Raw genomic sequence first — 21,545 nt, 5'->3', positions numbered from 1 at the left:
GCAGGCGTGCTTAATTCTTCGGGTATTCCTCTGGATACAGTGTTAGAGAAAACATTGAAGAAACATACGGCACTTTAATCATTAATAAAACGCTGCATTAAATAGGATGTACTGGGTAGTCTTGTTGAAACTGGGCCATTGAAAATAACTCATCGACCTGATCTGCTAAGCGACGACTACGACGTGAGTCGATACCTAAATATTGCAACTCGGTGAGACATTCAATGCATATATGCTGCTGTTTGGTGGGCTGTGCTGTACTTAATTCTAGCGAATGCGGTTGGTGCCTTAAGTTTTGAACAATTGGACATCCGGCAATATGAATATCATTATCATGCTTAACCCAAACGCGAGAATTCTTTAGAGCTAAGGTTTTATCTCGCAGTATGCGTAATTTTTGTCCGGATACTTTCATACCTTCATTTTTCAGTATTTCGCGCTCACCATAAGTCAACTGATGTTCGGGATCAAAGTCGGTAAAATCACCCGACTCAGCTGCACCCATCATTTTCTTTAAGTGATTAAATTTGTTGTCTTCACTGAAGTTGAAAAGCTTCATGGCTGTACACGATCCAAAATCGTGGCGATGCGGCCTTCGGCGTCCGTTCGCACGCGAAATTCAACTCGCCGAGAACGCTCACCATCTTCAACACCCGCGGCATCGCGTATTACTTTCGCCGAGGACAAGCCGTTAGCGGTTAGGTAGTTTTTAAGCCAATTCTTGCTGTCTTTAACTGCGGGTAATTCCAACACGTATTCAAGAGTTGAGCGGGTACGTTTTTGCGACAAATCCATATTGCGGATATAGGCTTCATCTTCGTCTTTGGCGCCATACCAACTCGTCGAGGTATGCCCTTCTATGCGCACTTCGAGAATATCGTCGCGGTATGGCTCTTGAGTAATAATGCGCACGTAACGTGGAAAGAAATCGTTAAGAATCGCTTGAAATTCAGGCTTGATATCGGCTTCACCACGGTCAAATAGCACGTCAGTATTATTAAAGCGAAAAGATAGATCTTCGTCTAATTCCGCTCCCCAGCGAGGCATGTCAGTGGCAAATTCGTTGTTTAAATCTCGATACAATTGGGTGCGAAGTTGATCGTATAAAATCGCAACATCACGGATTTTATCGCGCTCGGTTTCAACGTTAATCATAAAAACCACCGAGACCAACATGAAGACCATCATTAACCCAGCCATTAAATCGGAGACGGCTACCCAGTGGCCTTCATCTTCTTTTATTGATTCAAATTCTTGTTCATTCATCGACACTTTGCACCATGTGAACCAGTGAACGTAGCTTGTCGGTTAGTGGTGAGTAATCACTAACAAACTTTTCTGATAATGCCGTCAACTGTAAACCGAACGCTCTCAGGGCCTTGTTCAACTCTTCTTCCATGCTGGTATCTAGCTGAGTCACCTGCCGCTCTAGGCGCTCGCCCAAACGCTGCATATGCTGTTGGCTAGCGTGCTGTTGGTCTTTAAGTAGTGCGCCGCTATCAGCAAGTTGATCTTGTAGTTGCTGGCTGATCGTCTGCTGCATTTTGCCTAGTTCTTCGATGGCCCAACGTTGCTGCGATTGCACGGTATCGGCAATGCCTTTGGTGAGTATCGAAATACGCTCTTCGAGCTTCGGCAAGCCTTCTGCCGCGTGATTAACCATGTCGGCTAGGCTGCCAAGCTGAGAATGCAGATTGAGCCGCTGAGTTTCAAGACCCGTTAGTAGATCTTGCAGCGATTCAGAAATGCCATTAAACGCGTTGGCGTTATCGACCATATACTCAAAGGCCTTGCTCGCCTCTTTCATTGACATCGAGGTTCGTTCTTGCTCTGAGATCAGGTCATTCAACTGCGCTTTGTACTGTTGCTGCCATTCCAGCATGGCGATAACCGATTCGTTGAGCTGTTTGAAGTTTTCACCGTATTGCTCATTAATTTTTGTATTGAATTCATTCATCACCATCTTAATCGCACCGACCAGCGCTTTGGCATTGGCCTCGGCCATGCGTTCTTGATAGCTCTCTAAGGTGTCGACCACCTGATCTAGCTTACCGACCATTTGTTGATGATTCACTTGCAAGCGTTGGCTAAAGGTATCGTCGCCTTGAGTACGCACTTGCTCAGCCAGTATGCGCAACGAGCTATCGAGGTCGTCGATGCTGGCAGCGCGAGTTTGTTTTGCTTCGCGGCGGCCAGTTTGCGCAACTGCTGCGCGGATTTTTAACGTTAGCGCAGTAAATAAGCCGGCAATAGATGACCAGAATGCTGTTTTGAGGCCGTCCATAAGCTTAGGGACACTGCCTTGAATATCACCGGTATCAAACTCCCATAAGCCCAAGGCAACGCCGAGGAACGTACCGAAAATACCGATGCTGGTAAGGATGTTAGGTGCGATTTCTGCCGTGCGCGCTGAGTAGCGAAAAGCATGAAAAAAAACGCCAAGCACTAGGATGATGGCGATAAGGCCTAGGGTCCATCCAGAAAACTGTTCGGCCATAACGGTATGTCCTGCCTTTTTGAATCAATAACGTGATATCTGACAGTTTAGTTCAGATTTACCACTTCGCTTCTTTGCTCTTAGCTGTCTGATTTTCAACCAATTAAGTCACTAAAATAGACATCACTGAACTGCACGCAATAGCGCCAAGGATGCTCCGCACGATTAGTGAATTAAAGGCACCAATTACCTGAACAAATCAGTCAACCAATTAGTAAATGATGTTTGCGAACCAGCGAATTTACTGGTTAGAATCAATGGCTAACCCCTGTAAGTGAGTTCCCGCCTTGTAGGGTGAAAGGTGAAATTAAAGCAAAAATCTTGGCTGTTCTTTCAGCCGTAAACTTGAGGTATACCGTATGACTGGTTCTGTGTGGAGTTTACTCCTCGTCGCTGTACTCGTTGCCCTTACTTATAAGCGTGCTCCGCTGAAGATGTCGGCAATTTCGCTCGCCATTTTTGCTGTTGTCGCATTTATAGGTGGTGCTGCCACTACGATCGCAGTGATTGCTGCGCTTGTTGCTATCGCTTGTAGTGTATTGAGCTTGGAAGCCTTCCGCGCCAATACCATTACCCGCCCTATCTTCGCTTTGTATAAGAAGATCCTACCTAAAATGTCTGAGACAGAGAAAACAGCACTCGAAGCGGGTACTGTTTGGTGGGATGGTGAGTTATTTTCAGGCAAGCCTGACTGGCACAAATTATTGGATCATCCAAATCCAAGTATTCCGCCTGAAGAACAAGACTTTATAGATAATCAGCTAACAACGCTTTGCTCTATGTTAAATGAATGGGAAACCGCGCAAAACGGTGACTTATCAAAAGAAATTTGGGACTACATAAAAAAGGAACGCTTCTTTTCTATGATTATCCCTAAGTCATACGGCGGCCTTGGCTTCTCAGCTCAAACTCAATCTCACGTTTTGCAGGCGCTAACCATCTCAGGCGCAGCATTTTCTAGCGTTGGTGTACCTAACTCTCTTGGGCCCGGCGAACTTTTACTGAAATACGGTACGCAAGAGCAAAAAGATCATTATTTACCGCGTTTGGCTGATGGCCGTGAAATTCCATGTTTTGGTTTAACTGGCCCACGCGCAGGTTCTGATGCGACATCATTGCCGGATACCGGTGTTGTCTGCAAAGGCATGTGGGAAGGTAAAGAAGTTCTTGGTCTGAAAATGAACTTCGAAAAGCGTTACATCACATTGGCACCTGTTGCGACAGTGGTGGGGTTAGCTTTCCGCATGTTCGACCCAGAGGGTTTAATTGGCGATAAAAAAGATATCGGTATTACCGTTGCTTTGCTGCCGCGTCACCTAGAGGGTATGGAAATAGGTAATCGTCATAAGCCTGTAGGTTCTCCATTTATGAATGGGCCTATCTTCGGCAAAGACGTGTTTATCCCGTTAGATTTCATCATCGGCGGTTCTGCGAATGCCGGTCAAGGCTGGCGTATGCTGGTCGAATGCTTGTCGGTTGGCCGTTGTATTACTCTGCCAAGCTCTGGTGCTGGCGGTGGTAAATACGCGATTGCAGCGAGCGGAGCTTATGCGCGTATTCGTCGTCAGTTCAACGTACCGATTTCTAAATTGGAAGGCGTACAAGAAATGCTGGCACGCATTGCTGGTAATACCTACACCGCTACGGCCGGTGCTCGTGTTACGGCAATCGCAATTGATGAAGGTCACAAGCCTTCTGTGCCATCAGCCATTCTCAAGTACAACTTGACTGAGATTGCGCGTGATATTGCTAACGACAGCATGGATATTCATGGTGGTAAGGCGATTATTCGTGGCCCTAAAAACTACGTTGAGTCGGGCTACTCCTCAGTTCCTGTCGCGATCACGGTTGAAGGTGCCAACATTTTAACCCGATCTATGATCACCTTTGGTCAGGGCATGATTCGTTGTCATCCTTTTGTTTTGCCTGAAATGCATGCGGCACAAAATAATGATTTGAAGGCGTTCGACAAAGCCTTATTCGGACACTTTGGCTTTATTTTCTCGAACTTCTCTCGCTCTGCAGTGTTGAACCTAACCAACGCTGCCTTTACCAGCGTGCCGGTGACAGGCCCAACCAAGAAGTACTATAAGCAAATTAACCGTTATGCGGCATCCTTCGCGGTGATGGTTGATATGTGTGCCTTCTCTCTTGGTGGCGAGTTGAAATTCCGCGAGCTCATTTCAGCGCGCTTGGCCGATATGCTGTCAAAGAGGTATCTAGCCTCGATGGTATTGAAGCACTGGGAAGATCAAGGTGCTCATAAAGCTGATTTACCTTTGGTGGAATACTCTTGCCAGAAGCTATTCAGCGAGTTTGAAACAGCACAAGATGGTTTGATTAAAAATCTGCCTTCTCGTCCCGTTGCTGCGATTTTACGCGTACTGACCATGCCTCTTGGCCGTGTAGCAAAAGCACCAAGCGATAAACTGGTCGCTAAGATCGTTGATTTGGTGACCTCTCACAATGACACTCGCGAACGCTTAATCGCTGGCATTTATCGCGGTGAGACGATCAGTAATGGTTATGCAGAAACGTTGCGCAATCCACTGGCCGTTTACGATGGCTTGTTAGATCGCGCAGAACAAGCCGATGTTATATACAAGAAGATTGGTACGGCACTCAAAGCTGATAAGTACGATGAAGCCACCCTTAGCATTGAAGGCCGTATTACCGACGGTGTTAAGATGGGTATTCTGACTGCTGATGAAGGTGAGTTCATGTTGGCGTTTGAAAAAGACGTTCTAGACATGGTTCATGTTGATCACTTCCCATTGGAACATTTTGGTCCTGTTTCTGAGAACCAAGATATACCAAAGAAGGCCGCAACAACTCGTAAGAAAAAAGCCGATGCTAGCGAGCCAGAAGCGGTATAACATCCCTTTCTAACTCGTGTTAGTAACGTAAAAGCCCCGTTTCATACGGGGCTTTTTTTTGCACCAAAGACCGTTATGATAAAGCACCTTTGATGACTTAAATTAACGCTTTTAGGGATTAATCATGCTGATCAGCAATATGGAAGTCGTACCCGGTAAACGCATCGTTCGCCATCTAGGCATGGTGCAAGGTAGTACGGTTCGGGCAAAACACGTTGGCCGCGATATCATGGCGAGCTTCAAAAATATTTTTGGCGGAGAGCTTAAAGGTTATACAGAACTGCTGTCGGAATCTCGGGATGAGTCGCTCAAGCGCTTGGAGGAACAAGCACAAGCACTCGGTGCCAATGCGGTTGTAAACGTGCGCTTTTCTACGTCGTCGATTGCCGCAGGTGCTTCGGAAATTTTCGTTTATGGCACGGCGGTTATATTGGAGGATCGCTAATGCAATTGGTGATTTTTCTGGTGCTATTGGCGCTTGGCTACGGTTTTGGCCGTTGGGCCGAAGCTCGCCACTACCGCCGTATTCATGAGCGAGAAAAGGCGCTACGCCGTATTCTTGTTATTCCCATGCGCTTACCTCCTCCGGAATACTTACAACACGGTAGTACGCTAGTCACAGGCAGCGTGGTCATTTCGGTCGATTACTTTAAGACCATTGCTGCGGCCTTGAGAAACGTTTTTGGCGGCCGCGTTGGTGCCTATGAATCCCTATTGGATCGAGCGCGCCGAGAAGCAACCATACGTATGCAAGAAGAGGCCAAGAAAGTGGGCGCTCAAGCGGTATTGAATGTGAAATACGAAACCAGCCGTATCGGCGAGCAAGCCGGAAAATCGATTGGCTCGGTGGAAGTACTTGCCTACGGCACAGCTATGATTCCGAGAGCTCCTCGGTGAGCTCTAATCTTCCTAGCGAAAATCCTGTATTACCCGATGAGATTAATAATTCTTATGAGCATCCACTCAAAGACTTCTTAATTTTGGCGGGTTCTCTTTGCGCGCTATTGACCGCAACTATTTATCTAATTGCGTGGACTGCTTTTTGGCTTGCTCCAAGAATCCCCTTTGAATGGGAACCTTCGATTGCAGGCATAGCCGCACCCAAATTAAACGAACAGCAAAAACAACAACAAGCGTATCTGCAAGATCTGGCCAATCAATTGAGCGCAAGTCAGCCTCAACCCCTTCCTGTTACTGTGCATTGGCTTCCCGAAGAAGATACCCCAAATGCGTTTGCCATGGTCGCTGGACAGTTATACATAACCGGCGGATTAGTGAAGACCATTTCTTCAGAGAATGCTTTGGCAATGGTGATCGCACATGAGTATGCTCATGTCGAGAAACGCCACCCGATGATTTTATTCTTAGAGCAAGTGAGCACCGGACTGTTAATGTCAGCAGTAGGAATTCATGACCAAATCAGTCCACTTAGTCAGTCTGCCGGACTTTTGACGCTTATGAGCTTTAGCCGTGACATGGAACGTGCTGCCGACAACCAAGCAATTGAGCTAGTGCGTGCCTATTATGGCCATACCGCAGGTGCGGATGAGTTTTTTGCCAAGATGCAAAGTGAAGAAGATCTACCCTTATGGACATCGGCTTTGCAGACCCATCCTGCGACCAGTGAGCGCTTAAAAAGATTACAGGCAGAAGATGATACTGAAGGAAAGCTAACGCCCCTCCCCTCGTGGATGAAGAGAAGAGCTGCTAGCTTAGAAACGGAAGATTAAGCGGGTAGATCGTCGATGTAACGCTCGGCATCAAGTGCAGCCATGCAACCAGTACCAGCCGAAGTAATGGCTTGACGATAAATGTGATCGCTCACATCACCTGCTGCAAACACACCTTTAACGCTGGTTTGCGTCGCATTGCCGTTAGAACCGCTTTCAACCACGATATAACCGTCTTTCATTTCTAACTGGCCTTCGAAGATAGCGGTGTTAGGCTGGTGACCTATGGCAATGAAGATACCTTCTAGCTCGACATCTTTATTCTCGCCCGTTACGCGATTACGAAGCCGCATACCTGTGACGCCCATATCATCGCCTAGGACTTCATCAAGCTCGCTATTCCATTCGATTGTGACATTACCGTTAGTGGCTTTTTCCATCAGTTTGTCAGCAAGAATCTTCTCACTACGGAAGCCTTCACGACGATGAACCACCACGACTTCTTTAGCAATATTCGATAGATAGAGCGCTTCTTCTACTGCGGTATTACCACCACCAATAACAGCAACGCGCTTATTACGATAAAAGAAACCATCACAGGTAGCGCAAGCGGAAACACCCTTACCTTTGAATGCTTCTTCACTTTCTAAACCTAGATATTTAGCGCTAGCACCAGTAGCGATGATCAAGGCATCACAGGTGTAAACGCCAGTATCACCTTTTAGTGTAAATGGACGCTTAGATACATCGACCGAAGAGACTTGATCGAAAATAATTTCCGTTTCGAAGCGCTCTGCATGAGCTTTCATACGTTCCATCAACTCTGGTCCTTGCACGCCCATAGCATCGCCTGGCCAGTTGTCGACCTCGGTTGTGGTCGTTAACTGGCCGCCCATCTGCATACCAGTGATCATCACCGGGTTTAGGTTGGCGCGAGCTGCATATACCGCTGCGGTGTAGCCTGCAGGGCCTGACCCCAAAATCAGCAGTTTTACGTGACGTGCATTGCTCATAGCGATGAGCCTCCAAAATGTAGATAGGTTAAAAATTTGTGTCCGCATTATAGGTGATATGGGCGCGGGGGATAAGTAACAAGGGTGAATCTTAAAATTCTGTACAAGATCATAAGACGGTTAACGACAAGACCGACAGAAAACCGGCAAGGGTCTACATCAATTCGAGCAATATCCCTTGTTTGGCTCGTTGTGGGGAATCGTTAGAAAAACACGCTCCGTATAATCGCTCACATACACAGTTACAACTCATTACAAAAATAGCATTTCCTGTGATTCTATAAATAAATCAGGAAGTTAAGGGGTTGTTACAGTGTAATAGGCCGATGTGTCAATGAATCTGCGTTGTTGCGCCCCAGACCTTGGTGCAGGATTACTACAGCAGTTACGCATCGATTAAAAAAACAAAAGGTCTGCAATTATGCAAAAGCGTCAAGAAGTTCAGCAAAAGTCTCGATTGGGTCTTCTTCTGATAGAGAAGGGATTGATTAACCGACGACAACTGGATGAAGCGCTGCGATTGCAGTCCGAGACCAATCTAAGATTAGGAGAGGTCATGATACGTCAAGGATGGTTAACTCATCGACAGCTGCAGCGAGCGCTCAAGAAGCAGTCTCGCTACCGTCTTATTGCTGCCATCAGCGCCATGCTGCTTGGACCTCTACAGCCGTTTATGTCTAGTGCTCACGCCAGTATCGAGCAAGCACCTGTAGTTTCTCAAGAGGAACTGGGGCAGCGAATTGGTATGAAGGCTATGGACGAAGAATCCATGGGCGAAGTAACGGCTCAAGGCCTTCAAAATGGCGATTACGATAAGTTGGTTGGCATTATCAACGGTTCGGTATCCGACCAAGACGCTGGCGAGACATCTGTTGTCGCTGCATTCGAATCCCTGCTACCAGGTTTGAACTTACTGACCGATTACGAAATTAGTGATGTTGAATATCATGATCCAAGTGGTCCACGTACCACACTGAACGCAGATGGCTCTTTGAGCGTACAAGTACCTAAGCGCATAGGTCAGATTGCTTTCCGTAACCTCAATGTCTTAGGAGCTGAAGGTCCGGCAATGGGTGACTTGTTCATTAACGATATTCGCTTAACTGAAGGATCCAGCATTACTCTGCGTTTCCGCGAGTAAATCTGCAGCTGGACACCGATTATTTTGGCCGCTATTAGCGGCCTTTTTTTTATTCTGGCGTTTAGCAGCTTCTGCACCAACCTACTCGTGTTCAAAACCCCAAAGGTTCGATCGCTCTGAGCTTTCTAGCACCCAAGTTTGCGCTGCACCTAGAGTGACTTCTACTAAGGTTTATCTCACTTAACTGAGATATCCTTGAGAGCACTTATTTGGCCTCACCTAGTAGAGAACGAGCAGCCTCCGCCCATTACCTCGCCGGTAAATTAAGACCATGCTAATTACCGTGAATAGCTTTACTCGATTCGAATAAAATCATCATTGCATACTAGCCATTCAGGTACCTGGCGGACACAAAAACGGGAGCCGAGGCTCCCGTTATTTTAATCGCGACACAACGTTAATAATCAGTCGTATCCAATCATCAATGGCACATAAGCAACCACCAATAATGCCAGCGCCATCGTCACTAGAGGCAATAAAATTCTCTCATGACGATACCAGAAGTTGTGGCCTTCCAGCGCCGACAATCTTACTTCCTCTTCGCCCACAACTTGTCTTGTGAGTAAATGGTTGAGAGCAACCGGTGGACTCAAATAGCCTAATTCAAACGCCACCAAAGTAACCATCCAGAAGTGAACCGGATCAATACCGCTATCGTATGCAATGGTAGCGATGGTCGCACTCACTAAAATTACAGCACCATATGGGTCCATAATCATGCCAATCACAACAAGAATGGCAACAAGTAAGGTCATAGCAACCCAGATAGATCCAAACTCAGTAGGAACCATAGACATGAGCTCAACGCGCTCAATTACACCGCCAATACTGATCGACATACCCATCAACATTAACAGAGCACCAATATGTCCTGTCGTTTCTGTTGTTGCTTCACGAATCGTCTTCTCAATAGAGTCGTTACCTTTACGAACATCATCCCAAGAATCTACTAGACGCTTTTCAAGGTAATCAATATTTAGATTTTCGCGGCCAGTCTTCTCTTGAGTTAAACGCTCATAAATCAAGATAACCAGTAGTAGTACCGGCAAAATGATGGGGGCAGAGAATTCATCTAAGTAAGCATTTAGCAATAAGGCGTAAACTACCAAGGTTACACCAACTAAAATGACATATGGGAACAGTGGCTTAAGAGCTGCTTTAAATTCTGGCCAAACGTTTTCTGGCGGGTCTAGACGCAGAGGACCCTGGCGAGTAATTAGCGCCATCATCGCAAACAGTGCAGTTGTTAAGAAAAAGACTTTTACGCCCCATCCGAACAATTGGTCGGTTGTTACTTCATTGTTCAATGCTGCAACAATCACAACAAGTAAACATGGACGTAATACAACACCTAGCGAACCAGACATCGCAGTAGCCGCAAGCGCTAGCTGACGACGAGCACCGGCACGACGCATTTCAGCGTAGATCAAACCACCAACGGCAATAACGAAAATACCAGAACCACCAGTATAAGCAGTAGGAATTGCAGCTAGTGCAACAACAGCAACCGCTAACATTTCTGGCGGCAATTTGAATGGACGGAAAATATTAAATACTTTGCCGGCCAACTCGGTACGCTTTAGCAACATACCAATCCAAACATATAAACCAACGTTCAAGAATAGTTGTGACAGCTCCATCATTTGGTTTAGATAAATACCAATACCTGCACTATGACCAGCAGAGATAAAGTAAGTACCGGAAATAATACACATAGTTGCGTATAGCGGAACCGCCAACTGTGCTTTGAGGAAACTCCCGCCTGGTTTAGCTGTCTTAGGTACGAATATGAATTGGAACAAACTCAAAAGCAGAATGACGCCGAAGCCCACGATCCATAACCAATGCAAGATACCGTGTTCAGTGGTGACTGCAATGCCAGCCGAGAAGGCCACATTTTTGAAACTATAAACGGAATAGAATAAAATCGTTGCTGCAATTAACTGTGCACCGGATGCTACCCGATAATCCATTACGGTTATCATAGGGCGCAGCGCTATGTGATGACGACGGAATAAAGCCGTCAAGCCACAAATGAGTACCAATACAGCAAGCATAATGCGCTGAGCACTCAAACCCATTTCACCAAAACGGGCTACACCTAGTTCAACGGTACGGAACAGTTTTACTGCTGGAGTAATACGCCCATCGGTTGCTTCAAATTGCTCAACTTTAAGACGACACTGATCTTGAGCCGCAAGCAAGGACTGACGCATCAAAGCAGGATTGATTGGATCCGGCTCAAATAAATCGAAATCATCTTGAGGTGCAGATGCACGTTGTTGAATAATTTTATTAAGCTCAAGCTCAACATCAATATTGGGATTACAGTCTGGGTTCACAGGGTCGTGACGCAGTGTAAAATATCCGTCCCAGACGCCTTCACCTAGCTGTAAAAGCTGCGCATGCATCGTATGACTTGTATTGAGGATCACTACAAAAACCAATACCAAAAAGGCAGGTAAAGCGGCGAGCCATTCGTACGCCGTGCGGTGCCCCACACGCACTGTTTGCTCCATGAAATATACCTCTAGATGATTAAAAAGAACCGAAGCCTGCCGGCTTCGGTTCTTATCCCTAACTTCTGTACACTCGCAACTTCTGCGGCTGCTTTAAGAGCACTTGTAAGGATTAACTTTTTATTCTAAATTTTCCACGCACTCACCTGCAGCCGGATTTTCTCGACAGCGGAGTTTACGCAGTAAAGTTAGCATAGTAGCGTCGTATACACCTTCATCCCGCAAAGTGATACGAACCTGACGTAGCATTTCGTTATACTTTTCTACGTCTGCCTTTGGCAAATCAATCCATGTAGTTTCAGGAATACCAGCAGTATCCTGTGTTACGAATGCGTTAGCCTTATCGAACATGCCTGCGACATATAGTCGAGACTTTTGACCGAACCCTTCGGGGAAACGCTCTTTGTGCAAAAGCAACTGAAGATCTAAGTACGCAAGGTTGTAGCGTAAAATGCCACCTTCTGTACCAATACCTTTATACATTTCAAGTGGCGAGTATGCGATTGCAGGAGCATACGCAATATCAACACTACCGTTGTTGAACTTGCCAGAGAAATTAGCAGAGTTCGAAGGAACGATTGAAGCTCCAATATGATTTACCATTTTTACAGACGGCTCATCGTACTCGAGTGTAGCGATACGCTTGCCCGACATTTCTTCTACGGTATCTACGCTGCGATCGCGCAAAAACAAGTAAATCGGACCCGCCGGAATAACACCACCTACTTCATAGCGATCGCCGGTTACCATATATTTCGCAGCACCAGGCTGGGAAATGGTATTAACCAAATTTTTCATAACACTAGTGGTAGGTACTGCACCAATCGCTTCGATAGTAGAAGCAAATTTACTATAAGGACGAGCACGAGCGCCTGTCAGCATAACGGCATCACATTGCTCTGCTTTAAAATCATCAGAAGCAATTTTTTCATCTGTGTAGGCACGCAAATGAATGTTTACATTTTGCTGTATAGCGAACTCACGGTATTCCTTCATTAACCCATACAAGTTGCCGTTGGCACCTAGTGGATCATAAATACAAAATTTTCGTTCTTCCGCTGCTGCGAATGTAAGTTGGCTGGCAGCTAACGCTGCCACACACAAGAGCTTACGCATTATTAATCCTCCAAAAGATCATCGATACTTAGGCTAGGAGCCGCAGATTTCTTTTCGTCATCCCAGAAAGTGCCTAAGCCACCAACAGGTGTACGAGAACCGGTTCCTTCAGTCCACAGTCGATCGGATACTGCCAGTATTTGAAGAGAAGCCACTACATCTAATAACTGATAATCACGGTTTGGCTCATCTACTTTTAAAGATGCAGCATGACGACGAATCGCATCGCGCACTTGTTCTTGGTTACCAGAGCCATCTGCCATTACAACTTCAACGGCATGAGATAAACGTACACCGCTGTCTGAGCCACCGCGAGCAGCTGCCGCCATTTCAACCCAAGGGTCCACGCCTTCTGGAGCGGTATCCGGCATCAAAATCCACAATCCAGCTTGGGCGGCTAAAGGCAAACCCCAAAACTCTTGGTTATCTAAACACTGCAAACCACGGACGGTCTTCATAGCGATGTCTTTGGGAACGTTAACAACGCTTTGGGCTCTCAAGTCGGACATAACAGCTTGTAGGCCCGATAAGTTACCAAGAGCCCAGTAAATGCGATCGTTCTTGCTTAGACTTGGGCATTTTTTACCGCCAGGCTCTCCAAATTCATGAACCATATTCTGATACGCTTTGTACTGGCGAGCCGCTGCAATCGCATAACCGCGCTTTTCACGGATGCGAGCATCTTTAGCTTCGTTAATATTTTGAGCTTTAAATGCGCGAATGTAGGCAAGGCTTTCTTCTGACGCTTCGGCTTCAGCGCATGAGCCAGCCATCATGTTCATCATCAGAGAAGCACGATCAGGAGTTGATGTCACCCGAGTAAACGCCATCACCATCGGTTGCAGACCTTGGGTTGTAGAGCAAGCTACACCAACGTCGTCAACGGTCATTGTGTAAGGTGTAATGTGCCGATCAGTTAAGTCGTAAACCACCCAACCGGTGGATTTATAAATGATGCTGCAGCCAGATACTGAAGCAAGCGCAGCAATAACTATTGCAATACGTGAGAGAAACGACATGACGCCCCCATAGGATGTGTAGTTTGTTGTTATTATGGCCGAGATAGTAACCTATCTGGGCAATTAACGCATTCGGGAGGATATCCCGATTGCTACGCCAATACCATTGCAAATCCGCTATCAGCACGCTGAGGCGACACCATATGGGCATTTCTACGCCGCAAAAAGGTTTAAACACGCCAACAAGTACACAAAATGCGACAACTGAAAACATCAATAGCGATATGTTGCCTGCGGTGGAACAGCACTTTTTCATAGGATAACAACGGATTCCCCCAACCTATATTCGTCATTTTACGTCACTTAATAGGGTCACAAAGCGCCACCAATGGAACAAGAAAGACCTACCCCATGACGCCTTAGCACTCCCTATTGCGACATAAACCTCGTCATCTAAGCCACAGAAAGGCAGCATAACCGCTGCAAACTCTCGGGTCGCCCGCAAGAAGCTCAAGCAATCTCGTAATACGAATTGCTCGACGTCGGTGGATTGAAGCGACCGTTAGAAATACCCCTACAAACTCAGCTACAGAAATAGCATCAAGCATCGGACCCTTGGCGCCGCACAACATGAGAAATATCAGACGAGTGTCTTTAAACGCACGCAACGATCACAACTGCCCTGCAATGCTTAGGTTGTTTTAGCTCTCATGGCGACTAGACGCTCGTTAGGTAAAAAATTGATTAGAAGTAGAGATATTTACGTTAGATCAAGGCTAGACAATAGTATCCATACCAATCAGAGATCTTTGCGGGGCGCGTATATAAAAAGATAACTTTACCTGCCACTTTTCGTCTTTGCACAGCAATGAGGACAAAGTCACACTCTGAAAATCAGAGGTTGGCAACGGTTTAACTTCGCGCCATAGTGATTAAACACCCAAAGGAGGGAGGTATCGTTTCTGAACGAGAACTTCATAAGACTGCCCTCAATAGGCAGGAGTAAAAGGTCACAGGGCAAACGACATTGCCTCGATCATACTCCAACGACGCTGAACACCCGTTGCAACGTCCGAGTCTCTTCCGCACTTCGAAAAAACCGCTCTACCCAACTTGCACTATCCCCTAAACCAACTTGCTCATCGCTTACTCATACCTCTGAGGGTATGCCTGTATTCGTTGCGCCTATTTGTCTGACCAGACCCTGCTCATTAGGAGAGTACTACTATGGCTGCGCGTAAATCCGACACTAAGCTGTACGTTCTGGATACCAACGTTCTGATTCATGATCCGGTTGCGATCCTTAACTTTGAGGAGCATCAAGTCGTGATTCCAATGACTGTATTGGAGGAACTCGACAAATTAAAAATGGGCAAAGCATCCATTGCCACCGACTGTCGCGAGGCCATTCGTCAGATTGATCGCATTATTGGCGACGCAAGCCCGACCGAAATCGCCAAAGGCGTTCCGATTATTAGGCCAGATGGTGGTACCTATGGTCACTTTTCAATCCTACTCGATAGCTTCGACGCGCCACACCGCGCACTTCCAGACAATCTCAACGACAACAAAATCATTAATAGCCTAGTTATCTTGCAAGAACGTAGCCCTCACCGCGATGTGGTGCTCATTACCAAAGATATCAACATGCGCCTAAAAGCCCGTGGATGTGGCATTGGCGCACAAGACTATCAAAACGATCAGATGGTATCCGACGTATCTTTGCTAGAAACAGGCTTTCAGCGGGTCGAAGGCTCATTTTGGGAAACCCAAACAACGGTTGATACTTTCCATGATGAGACAGGTACTTATCATAAAATCCCATTGGAAAACTTACCTGAAGAGCTTCATGCCAACCGCTTTATCGTTGATGAGAAGGGTTTTATCGGCCGCGTTGATCGCATAGGTGAGCAATTTGCTTTGATCCGTGACCTCCCCTACGACCAACTAATGGGCCAAAGTGCTTGGGGGTTAACACCAAGAGATATCCCTCAAGCATTAGCCTTACACTTGCTACTAGATCCAGACGTACACCTGGTTACTCTGAGCGGTCAAGCTGGCTCGGGTAAGACGATTTTGGCCCTGGCTGCCGCGATTGAAATGACAGTTGCCACTAAACAATTTCGCCGCATCATTGCGACACGCAGCACTCGGGGCCTTGATGAAGATATTGGCTACTTACCCGGTACAGAAGCTGAGAAAATGGAACCTTGGCTGGGGGCTATTACTGATAACTTAGAAGCATTACACAATGACGATGAGCATCAAAAAAGCAGCGTCGATTACATTTTGCAAAAAGTCCCTCTGCAATTTAAATCACTTAACTACATTCGAGGGCGCAGCTTCCAACACAGCTTAATTCTGATCGACGAATGTCAAAACTTAACACCACATCAAATGAAAACCATCGTTACCCGCGCAGGAACTGGCAGCAAGGTCGTGTGTCTTGGCAACCTCGCTCAAATAGATACACCTTATCTGAATCCAATTAGCTCGGGCCTCACCTATTTAATCGAGCGTTTTAAGGAGTTCCCTTACGGAGGCACGATCCATTTAGAGGGCTCACCACGATCACCATTGGCAGAATATGCTGAGAGTCATCTTTGACGGTTGCTAAAGGCTGAACTATAACTTTAAGGAGCATAAAAAAGGGGCTGGTAATAACCAGCCCTTTCCAAACCCACCATCCGAACCCACGGAAGGTTGACATGAAAGCGATCGTTTTACCGTTATTATGTGCCCTAAGCTTTAGTGCACACGTATTTGCCGAAGATAAGGTCTACGAATTGGAATTTGAAACTGACTCCAATTGGAGCAGCATTGAGATTCGTGACGATGCGGTGTTTGTGAATGCGCCTGCAGGCAGCAGCCAGAGTATCAGCGCCAAAGATGGATTGCGCGCTTACACTATTTCGCCGAAGAAAATCTATTTACGTTCACGAACGCGCGGATTGGTGAATATGAATGTGTTTGTGAAGTCCGCAAATAACGTACTAGGTTTAACCATATGCAAAGGCTCTCCCAGCAGTTATAGCTGGATCAAATCGGATCAATCTAAGCAGAAGAACGATTTGAAAGAGAAAGATAACTGCGAGCAAGCGGCTCTAGTTCTCAATCTCTTTTAATAACCTCGTTTTAATCAAACTCAGCAGCCGGCATGGCATCATGTCGGCTGTTTATGTTTGCGGCTCTAGTAAGTGACGACTTTCTGCTGCAAAACCAGAGCCCACTTCGGAATAATAGTTAAACGCTACGTCAACACCTAAAGCTAATAGCTCTGCTCTTTCATCTTCATAACGAGCAACTGCGGCAACACGTCCTTGATAGCCAGATAACTGCATCATTTCTAAAGTACTACGCATTTCTGTTTGCGACGGCAGCGCCAACATAACTAAGCGAATCTGACGTTTCGATGCCTGCTGCCAAAATTCCATATCATCGGAATCGCCAGAAATAACGTTGATACCCGCTTTTTGCAAATAAACTATGCGATCGGAATCCGATTCAACTCCCCAAACCGCTCCTCCGAAATCTTGGCTTAATGTCTGATAAGCACCTTTACCAACTCGACCCATACCTAAGATTAAGATATCGATTTTCTTTGGTAGCTTAACGCCTTTGTGCGCTCCTTTGCGTTCAAAACGATTAATCAGATCCTTCTGCATTGCATATATATGATGTGCTTTACGATACAAGAAACTGCTGATAATGAATGATAACGACATCGCCAAAGCAATAATCACTAACCAGTCATTACTCAGCCATCCTTCCTCGACGCCAAGATGAGCCACGATGAGTCCAAATTCGCTGTAGTTTGCCAAGGCTAGAGACGTAAGGTAAGCAGTTCGTCCCGGTAAACCTAATGCAATAAACAAGAAGAAAAATAAGGCGAATTTCACCAGCAATAACAATAGCAAGCCCAGAGTCACGGGGACCATGTCTAGTGTTGGCAGTGCGGTAAAGCCAATCGAAAGGAAGAAGCCAATTAAAAATAGATCTTTGAACCCCATCAACGATTTATACAGCTCAGCAGATTTTGCATGTGGTGCTAACAAAATACCGAACAGCAATGCACCGAGATCACCTTTAATGTGCACTAGCTGAAAAAGTTCGGCACCACCTAAGGCCAAGAAGAATCCCATTAAAGGTAATAACTCACCGTGCCCCGCTCGGCTCATTAGTTGATATATAGCTGGCCGAATTAGCCAAAGTCCTAACAAAGCGAATGCCCAAGGAGAGGGGATTTTTCCTGTCGATGCAACAAGGAACAATACCGCGACAATATCTTGAATGATGAGAATTCCGACGGCCAACTTACCGTGACGAACTTTAAGTTCTGATGCATCCTCCAGCATTTTAATAACACATACAGTTGAAGAAAAACTCAGTGCAAAGGCAACCAACCCAGCGGTTTGCCAAGACACATCGTATACTTGCGCAATACCAAGCCAAGCAGGAACAGGAATAAGCGCGGCAACTAATACGAACCAAATTCCCGAATGAGCCAATGAGGTAGCCCAAACTTCAGTACGCAGTAAAGCACGTACATCTAGCTTTAAGCCTATGGTGAAGAGCATTAGAGTAATGCCGAGATCCGCTAGCGTTTGCAGATTAGATAGCGGTTCAATGCCTGCGGCATTCATTCCGAACCCCGCCAAAAGAAACCCTACAAGCGGAGGCATGGTTAACTGGCGCGCAATAAATCCACATAAAAACGCCACTAAAATCCAAATATATTCCATACAACCCCTATATAAATATCCACTAATAATACCAAGCAGTGCGCAAGTATGTTTGGGTTTCCCCTAAAGTATCGTCAATGCCGTATGCAACCCCAGCCTTTATCGGCAAAATAAGACGGTAACCGATTAAGGCCTCGATAGTTAATTCCATACCAATTGCGGGCAATGCCTGACGATCTTGCTCGCGAAACCAAGCCGCACCAGATTCGGCGTAGAAAGATAGTGACACATCTCCAGCACCAATTGGCCAGACATTCCAATTATCCTCAATGCGACCTAGCCAAGCCGTAAATTTAATCCGTTCACGATCATAAAAGTGCCCTATAGCAACTCCCTGCTCATAGCCAGCCAGAGACAATTCATCACGACCAAAACGCTGAAGATCTTCTTGAGGTGAGAGACCGCCGAGTATAAAAGTACCTGCAGTATCATCGGCCCAACCGCCACCAGCACTCAGAGTTAACGAGTGCCGCCCACCTATGTTGAAACTGAACTCCCAGTCAGCTTGATATTGCCACCCTGTATAAGCGCTTTCGAGAAAGTCATTCGTCTCAGCAACAATTTCGATTTTATGCCCCCAACCCACACCGGTTGACTGTAGATAGGTTTCTCGATTGTCAAAGATTAATGCTAAGCCAGCGAGCCCTTGACTGATATCTCTAGGACCAACAATTGTTATTTCTTCTGGAGCGCGCACTAGACTTTTATTTGAATAACTTAACCCCGCGCTCAATGAGAGTTGATCTTCTAAAGCACGTAATAGGTAATTGCGCTCGCCGCGTACGGTATCATCGCGAATAACGATCGGATCAATCACATCGGAAAATGGGAAGCGATAGCTATGGCTGCGATCCCAACTCAAAGTCCAACGCGGATCATAACTATAAAAAGCAGTGCCTTCCCAAACATCTTGCTTGAAGTCACGTAGCAATAATAAAGAATAAATATGCCGCCCTAACGCATCCATACCGCCAGTTTGCAGGCCAACTCGACTGTTGGTATCAGTAATTTCCCAAGCAGGAAACCAATAATAAGGGCGCACTGTACTCAATGAGGAATATGGCTTAGCTTCAGATACATTTGCGGATGTACCTACAGGATTTGGATAATTATGCATTCCTGTAGGCATATCCGTTACTGCCAGTGCGGGCGGTAATACTGCTTGCAAGGGTATTTCACGCAACTGATAGCCATTCGCCGTATATTGCTGATACACCACAGAACCGTTACGCCAGCGCGGTAAAAATGCTCCCGATTCAACCTGTGTAATCTGGGTGATGCCCCCCTCACTCGTGCGCCGATAAATATTAAAAACATCATCGTAGTCGGCGGTGAATAATAAAGATCCGTCAGGGGTATACTCAGGAGCAGACTCTATCGATAAGGTATTTGTCAGAGGCTTCCAGGAATAATCGGCAATAGAAAATAGCTCTAGATTCCAGCCCTGATCGGGGCGCTTTAGACTGGCGGCTACAGATAACCCATCAGGACTCACATCGAAATCACCTAACACATCACCAGCGATACCTCGCCACAAGAGCGACATGTCGCCGTTAAGATTGAGTGAATATAACTCGCTAATGCCTGCCACCATTCGACTAGCGATTAAATGCTGGCCATCTGGCAGCCAACGCACTTTACGTAGCCGTTGCCCTTCGCTTAAACGAGTCCAGTCATTATTCTGCCAAACAAAAATATCATTTTCTAAGCGACCACTACTGTAACTAATACGGCGTGACGCTGCGATAACACCGGCGGCGTTAACGTCTAAATCGGTAATGCCTTTGGTGTAAGTTAGAAATTTTCCATCTACTAATGCTCCAGAATTCGTACTCACGGCAGATGAATATACGCGTAATTCTGCTCTATCTTCGTCATTAGCATAATTCACGAAAAGCTGATCACCTAGCGCCGTTGTCGGTAACGTCCGAATACCCGAATCAGCAATGGAGCGACCGTCTATATAAGTCTGCTCAGGATCAGCCTTAAAGCGTACTAACATGTCTTTGCGAAAATCATCCCAAAGTCGCGTAAAGTTCTTACCGAAAACGGTCTCGGCAACATAATTCTGCATAATGTAAGGCAATATTTGCTGACTATATTGCTGTAAATATCGTTGCAATCGCTTTTCACCATAAGTACGCGCTAAGTAATCAATGAAATAGGCTCCGTACAAGTAATGCTTACCATATGGCCATTCACGCAACGATGCTACTGCTTCACCAAGTTCATCAAATTCCCCACTACGCACTTCTGCGCGCATTTCCATTTCATAGAAATTCGACTGTAGGCGACCAATACCCAAAGTCCGATTCGTTTCGAAGTACACGGCTAATCCTTCAATAAAGAGGGGGGGCGTTAACGCGTGGGGAAAGAAAAATGGCAGTCGTCCAAATATCTTACGACCGTTCGCTGGAATCCCTTTAACCATTTCCATGTGTAGGATGTGTACGTACTCGTGGCGAATGAGCGCAGCCATCCACTCATCATGATTTTCCAAGCCGTTAATATCTTGAGGTGGTGAAGAAAACAGCCGAATTTGTGGAAAAGGGGAAAAGGTCGCCCAACCGTTAGAAATATCAAAATCATCAACCAAGACTAGCTGCGTCGGATACGCGGGGACGGTCCCAAAAAACGGAATTAACTGCAGATGAACAGTCTCAGCTAGATCAAGCGCATGCAATGCTATTGCTTCATATTGTTCGCCTTGAGGATAATGAATCTGAAAATGCTCACTACCGCGTGTTAGCCAAGACTTCCCCGTGCCATCCCATGCTACCGGCTCTGCCACTGCCATAAACGACCAAACAGAGACCAGCAACAGAATGAAACGCTGCGCCATAAAGACATTCCTTGTATAAAAATTAACTTATAATAACGGATCAACACATCCAGAGAAATGAAGATCAAACACTGGCCTACTTGCCCTACTAGTGACACTGTCCTAAATTACTAGGCAGAACGATAATAGCCTGTGTCCATGATATTAGATGACACGATAGCGACACTCAT

The 21,545-nt window shown here is 46.1% G+C and carries 16 protein-coding genes; 7 read left to right on the top strand and 9 right to left on the bottom strand.

What is annotated here, in order from left to right:
• Nucleotides 1–97: 97 nt before the first annotated feature.
• From UXZ23_RS14545 to UXZ23_RS14535, 3 genes are read right to left on the bottom strand one after another with little or no spacing between them, the layout of a single operon-like run.
• The gene (locus tag UXZ23_RS14545; protein WP_320821268.1) at nt 98–559 is read right to left on the bottom strand and encodes a hypothetical protein; all 462 of its coding nucleotides are present in this window, start codon (nt 557–559) and stop codon (nt 98–100) included.
• Complete coding sequence (locus tag UXZ23_RS14540; RefSeq protein WP_320821267.1) at nt 556–1,266, bottom strand: OmpA family protein; 711 nt, start codon at nt 1,264–1,266, stop codon at nt 556–558. The genes UXZ23_RS14545 and UXZ23_RS14540 overlap by 4 nt, the downstream gene beginning before the upstream one ends.
• A complete protein-coding gene (locus UXZ23_RS14535) occupies nt 1,259–2,497 on the bottom strand; it encodes a hypothetical protein (RefSeq protein WP_320821266.1) in 1,239 nt (412 codons plus the stop codon). The genes UXZ23_RS14540 and UXZ23_RS14535 overlap by 8 nt, the downstream gene beginning before the upstream one ends.
• Before the next feature lie 359 nt (nt 2,498–2,856).
• On the opposite strand from UXZ23_RS14535, the gene UXZ23_RS14530 reads away from it, so the two are divergent.
• From UXZ23_RS14530 to UXZ23_RS14515, 4 genes are all read left to right on the top strand, one after another.
• Entirely contained in the window at nt 2,857–5,373 is a 2,517-nt protein-coding gene (locus UXZ23_RS14530) for an acyl-CoA dehydrogenase (protein ID WP_320821265.1), read from the top strand.
• 124 nt (nt 5,374–5,497) lie between these two features.
• Entirely contained in the window at nt 5,498–5,818 is a 321-nt protein-coding gene (locus tag UXZ23_RS14525) for a YbjQ family protein (protein ID WP_015487724.1), read from the top strand.
• Complete coding sequence (locus tag UXZ23_RS14520) at nt 5,818–6,270, top strand: YbjQ family protein (protein WP_320821264.1); 453 nt, start codon at nt 5,818–5,820, stop codon at nt 6,268–6,270. Before UXZ23_RS14525 ends, UXZ23_RS14520 begins: the two co-directional genes overlap by 1 nt.
• Nucleotides 6,267–7,103: a M48 family metallopeptidase gene (locus tag UXZ23_RS14515; RefSeq protein WP_320821263.1), complete on the top strand. Its 837-nt coding sequence runs from the start codon at nt 6,267–6,269 to the stop codon at nt 7,101–7,103. Before UXZ23_RS14520 ends, UXZ23_RS14515 begins: the two co-directional genes overlap by 4 nt.
• On the opposite strand, the gene trxB is transcribed toward UXZ23_RS14515, so the two are convergent.
• Nucleotides 7,100–8,056, bottom strand: a complete 957-nt coding sequence (trxB, locus tag UXZ23_RS14510; protein WP_320821262.1) for a thioredoxin-disulfide reductase — start codon at nt 8,054–8,056, stop codon at nt 7,100–7,102. The two genes, UXZ23_RS14515 and trxB, sit on opposite strands and share 4 nt — an antisense overlap.
• 556 nt (nt 8,057–8,612) lie before the next feature.
• Here trxB and UXZ23_RS14505 point away from each other — a divergent pair.
• Entirely contained in the window at nt 8,613–9,197 is a 585-nt protein-coding gene (locus tag UXZ23_RS14505) for a hypothetical protein (RefSeq protein WP_320821261.1), read from the top strand.
• A gap of 404 nt (nt 9,198–9,601) precedes the next feature.
• On the opposite strand, the gene UXZ23_RS14500 is transcribed toward UXZ23_RS14505, so the two are convergent.
• From UXZ23_RS14500 to UXZ23_RS14490, 3 genes are all read right to left on the bottom strand, one after another.
• Entirely contained in the window at nt 9,602–11,716 is a 2,115-nt protein-coding gene (locus UXZ23_RS14500) for a TRAP transporter large permease subunit (protein WP_320821260.1), read from the bottom strand.
• A 120-nt stretch (nt 11,717–11,836) separates the two neighbouring features.
• Nucleotides 11,837–12,832 (bottom strand): putative solute-binding protein, encoded by a 996-nt coding sequence (locus tag UXZ23_RS14495; RefSeq protein ID WP_320821259.1) that lies wholly within the window; start codon nt 12,830–12,832, stop codon nt 11,837–11,839.
• A gap of 2 nt (nt 12,833–12,834) precedes the next feature.
• Nucleotides 12,835–13,851: a hypothetical protein gene (locus UXZ23_RS14490; protein WP_320821258.1), complete on the bottom strand. Its 1,017-nt coding sequence runs from the start codon at nt 13,849–13,851 to the stop codon at nt 12,835–12,837.
• 1,167 nt (nt 13,852–15,018) lie between these two features.
• On the opposite strand from UXZ23_RS14490, the gene UXZ23_RS14485 reads away from it, so the two are divergent.
• Together UXZ23_RS14485 and UXZ23_RS14480 are read left to right on the top strand one after the other, a co-directional pair.
• The gene (locus UXZ23_RS14485; protein ID WP_320821257.1) at nt 15,019–16,398 is read left to right on the top strand and encodes a PhoH family protein; all 1,380 of its coding nucleotides are present in this window, start codon (nt 15,019–15,021) and stop codon (nt 16,396–16,398) included.
• Nucleotides 16,399–16,499: 101 nt separating this feature from the next.
• Nucleotides 16,500–16,916 (top strand): hypothetical protein, encoded by a 417-nt coding sequence (locus tag UXZ23_RS14480; protein ID WP_320821256.1) that lies wholly within the window; start codon nt 16,500–16,502, stop codon nt 16,914–16,916.
• 51 nt (nt 16,917–16,967) lie between these two features.
• Here UXZ23_RS14480 and UXZ23_RS14475 read toward each other — a convergent pair whose 3' ends face one another.
• A complete protein-coding gene (locus UXZ23_RS14475) occupies nt 16,968–18,533 on the bottom strand; it encodes a cation:proton antiporter family protein (protein WP_320821255.1) in 1,566 nt (521 codons plus the stop codon).
• Nucleotides 18,534–18,555: 22 nt separating this feature from the next.
• Nucleotides 18,556–21,375 (bottom strand): hypothetical protein, encoded by a 2,820-nt coding sequence (locus UXZ23_RS14470; RefSeq protein ID WP_320821254.1) that lies wholly within the window; start codon nt 21,373–21,375, stop codon nt 18,556–18,558.
• Between the last annotated feature and the right edge of the window lie 170 nt (nt 21,376–21,545).

The sequence above is a fragment of the Thalassolituus sp. genome, assembly GCF_034111725.1.
GTDB lineage: Bacteria > Pseudomonadota > Gammaproteobacteria > Pseudomonadales > Oceanobacteraceae > Thalassolituus.
The sequence above is the reverse complement of the archived record's forward strand: the minus strand, read 5'-3'. Positions and strand labels throughout refer to the sequence as shown.